The organism is Streptomyces sp. NPDC007162 (assembly GCF_040634175.1).
GTDB lineage: Bacteria > Actinomycetota > Actinomycetes > Streptomycetales > Streptomycetaceae > Streptomyces.
Genome location: NZ_JBEYFC010000341.1, coordinates 1 through 10,049, shown reverse-complemented (window position 1 = coordinate 10,049; position 10,049 = coordinate 1). Strand labels below are relative to the sequence as shown.

Annotated in this window: 8 protein-coding genes; 5 read left to right on the top strand and 3 right to left on the bottom strand. The window is 68.9% G+C overall.

Annotated features, from left to right (window positions below; genetic code table 11):
• Positions 1 to 844 (top strand): cytochrome P450 (locus ABZ646_RS31260; RefSeq protein WP_360526185.1); only part of this gene is annotated, 844 nt, incomplete at its 5' end.
• On the opposite strand, the gene ABZ646_RS31255 is transcribed toward ABZ646_RS31260, so the two are convergent.
• The 3 genes from ABZ646_RS31255 to ABZ646_RS31245 form a co-directional block, all read right to left on the bottom strand.
• Positions 825 to 1,430 (bottom strand): class I SAM-dependent methyltransferase, encoded by a 606-nt coding sequence (locus ABZ646_RS31255; RefSeq protein ID WP_360526182.1) that lies wholly within the window; start codon positions 1,428 to 1,430, stop codon positions 825 to 827. The two genes, ABZ646_RS31260 and ABZ646_RS31255, sit on opposite strands and share 20 nt — an antisense overlap.
• 145 nt (positions 1,431 to 1,575) lie before the next feature.
• Positions 1,576 to 1,845, bottom strand: a complete 270-nt coding sequence (locus ABZ646_RS31250) for a hypothetical protein (RefSeq protein WP_360526179.1) — start codon at positions 1,843 to 1,845, stop codon at positions 1,576 to 1,578.
• 285 nt (positions 1,846 to 2,130) lie between these two features.
• Complete coding sequence (locus ABZ646_RS31245) at positions 2,131 to 6,171, bottom strand: NB-ARC domain-containing protein (protein ID WP_360526176.1); 4,041 nt, start codon at positions 6,169 to 6,171, stop codon at positions 2,131 to 2,133.
• 587 nt (positions 6,172 to 6,758) lie between these two features.
• On the opposite strand from ABZ646_RS31245, the gene ABZ646_RS31240 reads away from it, so the two are divergent.
• The 4 genes from ABZ646_RS31240 (at position 6,759) to ABZ646_RS31225 (ending at position 9,329) form a co-directional block, all read left to right on the top strand.
• A complete protein-coding gene (locus ABZ646_RS31240; RefSeq protein ID WP_360526173.1) occupies positions 6,759 to 6,899 on the top strand; it encodes a hypothetical protein in 141 nt (46 codons plus the stop codon).
• Between the two features lie 693 nt (positions 6,900 to 7,592).
• Positions 7,593 to 7,919, top strand: a complete 327-nt coding sequence (locus ABZ646_RS31235) for a peptidase inhibitor family I36 protein (RefSeq protein ID WP_360526170.1) — start codon at positions 7,593 to 7,595, stop codon at positions 7,917 to 7,919.
• A complete protein-coding gene (locus tag ABZ646_RS31230; protein ID WP_360526167.1) occupies positions 7,916 to 8,896 on the top strand; it encodes a hypothetical protein in 981 nt (326 codons plus the stop codon). Before ABZ646_RS31235 ends, ABZ646_RS31230 begins: the two co-directional genes overlap by 4 nt.
• Positions 8,897 to 8,927: 31 nt before the next feature.
• A complete protein-coding gene (locus tag ABZ646_RS31225; protein WP_360526164.1) occupies positions 8,928 to 9,329 on the top strand; it encodes a hypothetical protein in 402 nt (133 codons plus the stop codon).
• The last annotated feature ends 720 nt before the right edge of the window (positions 9,330 to 10,049 follow it).

Below are 10,049 nucleotides of genomic sequence, written 5' to 3'. Positions count from 1 at the left end.
GCTCGGTGTTCCGCCCGAGGAACGGTCGCGGATGCAGAACCTGTCCTCCACGGTGGCTCGGAGCGGCTTCGACGAGGAGGCCAAGCGGGCACAGCAGAAGGCGGAGGAGGACCTGCACGCGTACTTCTCGGATCTCATCGCGGCCAAGCGGAGGGATCCGGGTGACGATCTCCTGAGCGCGCTCACCGCGGTCCGGGACGACGACGGCGGGCTGACCGGGAACGAGCTGGTGTCCACGGCCTTCCTGCTGATGTTCGCGGGCCACAAGACGACCGCGTACCTGATCGGCAACGCCGTGCACCACCTCCTGTCCCACCCCGGGCAACTGCGCGTCGTGCGGGAGGACACGCAACTGATGCGTGCCGCCGTCGAGGAACTGGTGCGCTACGACGGCTCCGTGGAGAGCGCGACGTTCCGTTACGCGACCGAGGACGTGGAGTACGGCGGGACCCGGATTCCGAAGGGCGCCCTGGTCCAGATCGCGCTCAGTTCGGCCAACCGCGATCCGCTGAAGTTCGACGCGCCGGACGAGTTGAACGTGACGCGTCCGGGCAACGCGCAAGACGCGCATCTGGGGTTCGGGCACGGCAGCCACTACTGCCTGGGAGCCCCGCTGGCCCGGCTGGAGACGCAGGTGGCGCTCACCGCCCTGTTCGACCGGTTCCCGAACATGACCTTGGCCGACCCTCGCGCCGAAGCACGGTGGCTTGAGGTGCCCTTCCCCGCCTTCCGCGGCCTCGCGGAGCTACCGGTCGTGCTCGACCCTGCCGGCCGGTCCCACATGCCGCCCGGCCGGCACGGTGGTCAAGATGTCGGGCAAAGCCTCACCGACGGTGGACGCTGACGGCATAGCCGCCGCCAACGTAAGGGACCGCGTCCCAGGAGGCGAAGCGGTCCACCAGGGCAAGGCCGGCCGCGACGCAGCACTCGTCGTACTCCGGCAGGGTGATGCCGGGCGGCACCGGCAAGTGGGCCTCGTCCAGACCGAAGCCCGCGACCATGAGACCGCCCGGGCGGAGGACCGCGGCCAGGCGCTTGACCACCGTGGACTCAGTGCCGGCAGCAAGCAGCGGGAAAACGTTGCCCGCAGCGACCACGAGATCGAAGTCCGCTGCGAGCCCGAGCGGGGCCGGCTCGAACTCGGCCAGATCGACCTGGAGCCACGGCAGGCCCGGCGCCTGCCTCTGCGCCACTGCGAGCATCGACGCATCAAGATCCACCCCGACACACTCGTACCCGAGCTCCGCGAGCCGCATCATGACCCGCCCGGTACCGCACCCGGCGTCCAGCACCCGCGCTCCGGGAGGCACAAGCGCCGCGCAGAACCGCGCCTCACCGTGCACATCCATTCCGCTACGGGCCAGGGCCGCGAACCGTGCAGCGTAGCCCTGCCCGGACATTCCCCCGGTCAACTCCTGCCAACGGCTCATGACGCCCACTATAGGTCGACCGTGTGCCCTTGCATCCGGCCAGGTCAGGCAGAGCCTCCTGCCGTTTGGAGGGTGCGTGGCACCACTCGGGCAGGTGCTCCGGAGCACCTGCCCCTGTGGTGTGAGGAGGCTCGGGGACGCCTCTTTATTCGGTCGAGGTCGAGACCGGCGGCTGCATGTGGACGCGGGGAGAATCCTCGGCCGAGAGCTGAGTTCCGTCGGCCGGGACGTCGACGCCCGTGTACTCCAGGAACCATGCGTTCCGGTTCGGGGTGGCCTCGTGCCACAGACCACCGCGCAGTTCGTGGTGGTCGACGTCGGCCGAGGTACTCGGGGTCCAGGTGAAGTCGTACCGTTCGCCGTCGGCCACGCCGGTGAGGGCGGTGGCGGGCGCGGGTCCGGCCGGGACGTCCACGGCGACGGCGCCGCTGGGCAGGGACCGCTCCCCAGCGCTGGGGTAGGGCTCGACCGCGAAGTAGTTCGTAGGTCGGGGTTGGCAGCTTGTCCGCCCAGCCGAGGCCGAAGGACTCAGAGCCTTTGCCGACTGTACGACGCAACAAACAGCCCGCACGCATCGGGGAAGTGTGGATGCGCGCTTCCCGCTGACGCGCTGTGCCCGGGCAGGCGTACAGGCGGCAGAGGGGGCACGGTTCGCGTGGAAGTTGACGTACGTCTGGCAGTGCGGACTCGGTGGAGGAATTCACTTGCTCATGCCCGCGAGAGCGGGGAGGGGGGGCCCGGCGGTGTTGCCGTGGTTGCCGTGGCTGGGCCACCACCGGTGGATGTCGAGAATCGCCTGGATCAGTAGTGCCGCGGTGTCCTGCCGATGGTGCAGGGGCAGGTCGGCGACGAAGGAGAACAGGCCGGGCCTGCCGGTGGCGGTGGCGTCGGCGAGAGCGGTGCGCCAATAGGCGGGCCAGGGGTCGGGGTGCATGGCGTCGGCCGCTCGGGCGAGTGCTCGACTGGCTGCGGCGCGTTCGGGTGCGCTGGCGTGCTGGCGTACCGCGTTCGCGGCCTGGTCGAGGAGCGCGGGCGTCAGGTGCGGTGCGATGCGGGAGATGGTTTCCGGGAAGACGCCGTGGTGCCAGCCGCGATCGCCGTGGACGAGGTGCAGGAGCCGGTCGAGGAGTTCGGCGGCCCGGGTTGCGTCCAGGTGAGGGGCGAGTGTGGCCAGGGGCCCGTCCAGTTCGTACGCATTGGTGAGGGTGCGCAGGTAGGAGACCGTCTCGTCCAGAAGTCCGGGGCGAGTGGCGGGGTCGGCGTACGCGGTCAGGTCGGCGAGGACGTCCGCGGTTTCATAGCGGTGGCCGAGGGTTCGAGCGAGCCGGGCCGCGTACTGCCGTGCGTCGGGGTTCAGGTAGGGGGCGACGGTGCTGAGGCCGGCGTGGCCGTGGCGGGACACCCAGTCCGTGTCCCAACGGGAACTGATCGCGGTCAGACAGTCCAGCGCTGCTTCCAGGACGGGGCCGCGTTGGTGGGCCGGCAGGTAGGCGAGCAGGCAGGAAAGTCGCCGCAGGCGCTCGACCTGGTCGCCCTCGTCGCCTTGGTCGTCTACTGCTGGGAGCGAGGTCGGGTGGCCGGGTAGCAGAGGGAGTCTGTCCTCGTCCGGCACGTCGGCGGCCGCCCGCTCCAGGGCGTGGAGCCCGTCGCAGGGCACGTCGTCTTCGTGGTAGTGCGGAGTGAGTGCGGTCATGGCCGCTTCCCGCAGCAGGACGGCGCGTTGTCCCGGTGCGGCGTAGGGGATGAGGGCGGCGAGTGAGGAGGCCAGCCAGCAGGGGCCGTGTTCGGTCCGGGCGAGCCGACTGGCCTGGGCGATCAGCGTGTCTGGCAGGGGCAGCGGATCCTGCGGAGGCGGGTGGTGGAACGCGGGCCGGTCCAGGACGCATGCGAGGTGGAGCGCCGCGCCGAGCTGCTGCGGGTCGGTGGCGGACTCTGCCAGCGACCGGTAGCGGTGGTGTGGGTGGTTTTCGGAGGCGGCAAGGTCGCGGGCTCGCCGCTGCAGTTCCTCACGGTCGGGCGGTGCCGCCCTGGCCGCCAGCAGTGCCAGGAGCCGGGCCTGCGGCTCGGGGCCGATGTCGGCGGGGACGACCCGCACCGCATCGGCGATCAGGGAGTCGGGGAGGTGGGGAGCCAGCTCGGTGAGCAGGCTGACCCGCTGCTCGCCGTGATCGACGGTGGAGACGAGGTCGAGAATCCGGCTGAGAGTCGCGGACGGCTGGCCGGGGGCCAGGTGTACGAGAGTTCGCGTCGACGGCCCCTGCGGGTCGAGCATTCGGGTGCCGAGGAAGTGGCGCAGCAGTCTGGGCGTCAGGTACGGGGCGAGCTGATTCAGGGCGTCTTCGGGTGGGTTGGCCTCACCGACGTGGTCGATGACGCGGCGCAGTAGATGTTCGGGCAGGAACCTCGCGATCTCGCACGCCGTCCAGACGGCGGAGGCCCGATGCGCGCGGAACAGGGCGTCGAAGGTGTCGTCCAGCAGCCGCGTCCTGTCAGGCTCGGGCATCAACGGCAACAGGGCGCCGATCCCCGCACGTCTGAGATCCACCTCTTCGGTTCGCAGGATCTGCAGGGCTTTGTCCAGCAGTTCGGGCCGTTCCTCATCGGGAAGGTGCGGGATCGCGGCGGCGAGTACGCGGGCAGCCGTGATCGGGCTCGCTCCGTCAAGCGTTTGCTCCAGCAGGCTGCGGAGCTCGTCACCGGGCAGATAGGGGGCCAGTTCCTCCACGATGAGGCGGTTGAACCGCTTCTCCTGCGCGGGGTCGTAGGCGGCGAGTCGTTCGGCGACCAGCCGAGCGCGTTCGTCCGGTTCGGAGGCCAGCAACACCGCGCGGAGGGCTTTGCTCTCTTCCGCGTAGTACCGGTCGGTCCGGGCGAAGGCCAGCACGTCCTCATAGAGAGTCGGCAGCTCCGGCAGGGCCGCGGTCATGGCCTCCAGGTAATGATGCGCGGACCCGTCTCGTCTACGGGCTCCGGCGCGCAGCTCCTGCAGCGACCGTTCGGGGAACCACCTGGCCACGTGTCTGAACAGCCAGGCGCGGATCTCCTGAGATCGCTGGCGGTCGGTGTCGGCCGCCTCCAACGCCCGCTCCAGATAGAACTCCCGCCGCTCGGGCACGGCAAGGTCGACCAGCCAGACCAGCGAGAACGCCCGGCGCATCGGGTAGTCGATGCCTTCGGCGGCCTCCCCGGCCAGTTCGACCAAGTGTGTCTTCCGGTGTTCTGGCAGACCACGGAAGCAGGCGAGGCGACGCAATGCATCTGACCGTTGCTCCGCGTCAGGGATCATCTCGGCGTACGCCTGTGCCCTGTTGAAGGTCCAGATTCCACGCCGGGCCAAGGCGGCCAGAATGCCGGCCGGGACAGTCCCGGCGAGGCTGACGATCGAACTCCTGATCAGGGCGTACCGGAATTCCAGCGCTATCCCCTCGGCCTGATCGGCGGGCGATACGGCCCGGTCGGTGATCTGCTGCGCTCGTCCGCGCGCCAGATCCAGGTCCAGGAGGTACTCGGCCGTGCGTTCGGACCGCTCGTGCAGCGCGAACCAGGTGTTGGTCCGGCCGCCGGGACCGGACTCGGCGGCCAGCAGCCGATAGAGGAGATCGTCACGCCCAGCCTGCACGAGATGGTCGGCCACGTGAAGTAACCCGTAGAGGTCGTCGTCGGAAGGCCGGACTGGTGGATCGAAGCGGGAGATCGCCTCGGCGAGCCCCCCGTCCAGGCCGCCCCACCCCCGTAGGAAGGCGGCAGCGAGGCGGCCGTGCAGGTCGGGCAGCCGCTGGGCGGCCCGGAACCGCGTGTAGTCGTAGAGAAGATCATGCAGGCCAAACGTGCCGTCACCGGGTCGGTAGGTCAGCAGTGACCGCTTGGCCAGGCGCGCGATCACCAGCCGTGATTGGTCCGGGTCCAGGCCTTGCTGTCCCCAAAGACGTGCTGCGGCCGAGACCGGCACCGGGCCCCGGCCGGCGAACACGGCCAAGTCCTCGTACAGCTCCCGGGTCGCCGACGGCAGGCCACCGGTGCTCGCCTCGACGGCGGCCAGCAGCGAAGTGTGCCGATAGTCCCGGAACGTCATCGCCAGCGCGTCGGGCCGGGGCTTGCAGAGCAGAGTCACCAGACCGGTCCACGGCTGGCCGTCGCCGACCATACCGCCGCAGATCGCCACGGCCAGCGGCAACCCACCGCACCGGGCGAGGACTTCGTCCGCCTGTCCGGGCAGCTCCGCTTCCGCGATGCCCGCATAGGCGGCGAGCATCGACCGAGCCTGCGCCGGGTCGAGCGCCGCGACGAGGAGTTTTCGCTCCCCGTGCGGCACGGTCCCGTGGTCTCGTGTCGTCACCAGCAAGGCGCTGCCGGGCCCGAACACATCCAGCGCCACACGCTGGTCATTACCGGTCACGTCGTCGATGACCACCAGGCACCGGGCCGACGCCAGCCGACGCCGCAACGCGTTCACACCGGCCCCGACGTCGTCGCCCGCGATGGACACACCGAGCGCGGCCAGCAGTTCCGCCTGGCACCCGGCCGCCGACCGGCCACCCGCCGACAGCCATACGACACCGTCCGGGAACGCTGAGGCGACACGCCGATCCCGCGCAACGGCCTGAGCCAGGAAGGTCTTGCCCGACCCACCCATCCCGACCAACGCCACGATCGGCGCGCGTCCTCCGGTGAAGGCATCTTCCAGCAGCGCATCCACGATCTGGTCGTGCGGGACCCGCCGGGCCAGGAACGTCCCGGGCAACGGAGGGGGCTCCGCGAGCCCGGCCAAAGTTCCGCCGGGAGCTGGGGCGTGCCGCGAGACGGGCCGCCCACCCCCTCGGCTGCCCTGCCGGCGCTCATCCCGGGCCCGCTGCCACGTCTGCATCCACTGCCCGTCACTCGGGGCCCTGAACGCAGGAGTCCTTGTACGGGCTTTGGCCCGCAGGAAGACCAACAGCCAACGCGCCGTTTCAGCCCCGGAAGGGACGTTCTCGCCCTTGAGCCAGGCGGACCACGCCGACGGCCCCACCCTCACCGGCGGCCCCTGCGCGGCCGCCTCCCGCACGACCACCTTCCCAGTCGGCCGACCGGCGGCATGCCACAGCTCCTGCAGCCGCTGTACCCACAGCGCGGTCGCACCCAGTGGCTCACTCATACCCATGTCCCCCGCCATCCGGTTTCCGATCCGGAATCGATCCGGAAAACCCGACCACGTCCGATCTCCGAGTCCACAACGCCCACCCCGAGCAGCGGCGAGCACCGGGCATCGCCGGAAAACCCTCCGGACGGGCCTCATGGACGGTGACCGGCCGATCGTCCGGCCAAGGCCACCAACCCCCAGGGGGCACCGTGTTCCAGCACCCATCACTCAAGCACCCGTACCTGCGCGGCCTCGTCCGCACCGCGACGCAGGCCGCCGTCCGCAGCGCCGCCACAGCGGCCGGCTCCGCGCCCGTCGCACTGGCCATCTGGTGGATCACTCACCGGTGACGCCGAACCGTGCGTCGGTGCCGGTGACGCGCAACACGGCGTGCGTTCCTTTCGAGGAATCTCGGCCACCGGGGATCGCCTCCTGGACGGCTGTGTGTCACAGGTTCTGACACCGCTCGGCGGTGCGGTTACGCACATCGTCCCCGGTGCCCGCGGCTTCGGAAACCCTCCCGACGCGGGCGAGCTGTGACGGGGACGCCAGTTCGACCGGGCCGGGTCCGCGTGATGCCGTTCTCTGTCCGTCCGTGTGCTCGGTCTGATCCGAACGGGGTTGGGGAGCTGGCGAGTTGGTCGGCATTGTCCGGAGCTTGTTGTCCGGCATCCAACCCCCGATTCCGGACAACGAAATGGCAGTACAAACAAGGCACCGGCGGATGCGGTCTTCGCTGCGCCGGCTCACCATCACCATCCCAGCAGGCCTGGAAGCCGGCGTCGAGCTCCCATGCCGCTGTCCCGCTCGCCATGGTCAACCTCGCACTGGGGTTCGTGGGATCGGGAACCGAGGCAGCGTTCAGCAAGTGGGCCGACGAACTGCGGGAAGGAGACTGTTCGAGCTGACTCTCGCAACGCCGATCTGATGACCCGAAACCACCGAGAGGATGTCTCGTGCGAAGCACACGAACGGCGAGTACCACACGCAGCAAGCTCGCTGTCGGTTCCTCCTTGGGCGCCGCAGCACTTGTCCTGACCACCATGGCGATGGCAGAGACCGCCGAGGCCGCGGACTGCCCCTCCGGGGCGCTGTGCGCCTACACCTCGACGTACGAATCCGGATCACGTGGGGCGGTCTACGAGGACAACACGGATCTCACCGGGTATTCCCAGTTCCGCGGGGCCGAGTCTCTGTGGAATGCCGGTACCTCCTGCAATGTACGGGTCTACAGCGAGCGCAACTACACAGGCCACTACTGGACACTGGCCCGTGGCACGGGGATGTACTCGCTCAACGACGTGGCTGACAACCCGGAATGGGGCACGGCTCTGTACCACCACGTCTACTCGAACAACTGGTGCGTATGAGCCGAGCCTGCGCACGGCTCGCGGAGATCGTTGCCACCGCCGCCGTGTTCACGGCCGGCTGTTCGTTCTCGGCCGGCGGCGATCGAGGACAAGTGCCGCTCGACCCGCGGCCGCTGTCCGCCGTCCTTGTCACTTCCGTGGCGGACACCGCTCGTCTGCGAGAGCAGGAGGAGTCCGCCGTCGCCCATTGCATGGCACGTCGCGGCTTCAGGTACGTGCCGGAGCGAAGGACGGTGAGCGAGCGTGCGGTGACCACCAATCCGTACGGTCTGCTGCGTGAGAAGCAGGCGCACCAGGACGGTTACGGCGTGGTGGGCGAGATACTCAGCGGGACGGGCAACCATCCTCCGGCGGCCGTTCACCACTCCACTGGCTGGACAAAGGCGCTGGAGGGCACGCACGTGGAGAAGTTCACTCTTGCGACCGGAGTGGTTCTGACCTACCGGCCCGACGGGTGCGCCTACCGGGGCCGGGAAACAGCCTACGGGGCGGGCTGGAACAGGCTTGAGAATGAACTGGAGGGCCTGCAGGCGGCCGTGATGGACCGCGTCGAAAAAGACGGCCGGTATATCGACGCGCTGACCAAATGGTCCTCATGCATGCGCAAGTCAGGCTACCTGTACGACGACCTGCAGGCGCCGAGACAAGATCTTGCCCGCGGCACGGAGTCGACCGGCGGCAGCGACAGAGCACTACGCATTCTCGGCCGCAAGGAGTTGCGCATCGCGTCCGACGACTACGTCTGCGAGCGCAAGGTACGGCTTCACGAGACGGTGTACGAAGTCCAACGGGACGCGGAAAGATCCATGCTCAACGACTCGGCCCGAGCCGACCTTCGGCGCTACCAGATCTTGAAGCGGAAGGCATTGGGGTCGCCAAACAGGGGCGACGCGCCTCGCGGAGCCACACTCTCGGCTGATGAGAGTGTGGCTCCCGACAGATCACGAAAGGTGATCCCATTTTCCGGGGTCGCCTGAGGCACAGTCCAGATCTGACCGAAGGAGAGAGATGTTGATCCGCTCACGCCTGGCACGGATAACCGCAATGGCCGCCGTCGCCGTCGGGGCCATGACCGCCTCGACCACAGCTCCGGCGTCGGCAGCGCCGGCTGTCTTCCCCATCGACAAGAGCGAATGCCCCAGCCAGTACTTCTGCGCCTGGCACGTTCAGGACAATTCCTACTCGGAGTTGTGCAAGTGGAAGGACAACGCTCCTTCCTGGAACAACTGCTCATGGGTGGCGGACGGGAAGTTCACGTACGCCGTCTACAACAACGGCACCTCGGGGCTGGGAGTGACGATGTACCGGGAGGCCAACTACGTCAGCGCCATTGGCGCCTGCGTCTCAAGGGGCGAGTTCGTCCGTCTCGCGAACAACTACAGCCCTCTTTCGTCCAAGTGGAACTGCTGACCGGTTCGGCCGGTTCCAGCGACGTTGATCCCCGGGAGTGGACACCGGGTTTCATGCGGCGAGCGACAGCGTACGTGACGTGGTCCGCTGCTGTTCGAACTCGGCTGGTGTAAGTACATTCGAGCGGCACAGGCCTACGCCTCCCGCGCCTCCCCGGCGCCACGCCCCTCGCCGAGGATGACCCACACGCCGTCGGCGGTACCCCCGGTGCCGGCACCTTCGCCCGGGGGAACGACCGGTCGCCCCGGCCGGACAAGGTCCTCATACGGTTCGTCCGCGCGGGCATCTGTCAGGCAGGAGCAGCTTCCGAGAGGCAGTGGCGCTGTCCGAAGCCGATCTCGCCGTCTACTCCGGCCATGCTCTCCTGGACCTCGGCGGCATCGGCCGGGTTCACCGGCTCAGTCCGCCCGCACTGCGCCGGATCAGGATGTGTCGCCGGTCAGCAGCCGGCCGTGCCGGACACAGCTCTCCCAGAGGTGTCCGAGGAAGAACGCGCCGAAGCGGGCCAGCACGGCCATGCCGGCGAAAGCGAGCGGCATCCGTCACACAGTCAGCGACTCCCCCTCCAGCCCCCCGGAGCCGGCTCTTCGAAAACCCTCCCGACTACCCCTTCGTCTAAGGGGTTCAGGATCGCGACGGCAAGTTGTTACCGAGTCGTAGCGGATGTCCATCCGGCCAAGCTCTTCGGGGGCCTGGTCAGCGGCGTCTTCAGCGAGCTGG

Bases quoted from the DNA above. Each gene is read 5' to 3' on its own strand.
- ABZ646_RS31255 (WP_360526182.1), bottom strand. From the start codon at position 1,430: ATGAGCCGTTGGCAGGAGTTGACCGGGGGAATGTCCGGGCAGGGCTAC.
- ABZ646_RS31235 (WP_360526170.1), top strand. From the start codon at position 7,593: ATGGCGATGGCAGAGACCGCCGAGGCCGCGGACTGCCCCTCCGGGGCG.
- ABZ646_RS31230 (WP_360526167.1), top strand. From the start codon at position 7,916: ATGAGCCGAGCCTGCGCACGGCTCGCGGAGATCGTTGCCACCGCCGCC.
- ABZ646_RS31225 (WP_360526164.1), top strand. From the start codon at position 8,928: ATGTTGATCCGCTCACGCCTGGCACGGATAACCGCAATGGCCGCCGTC.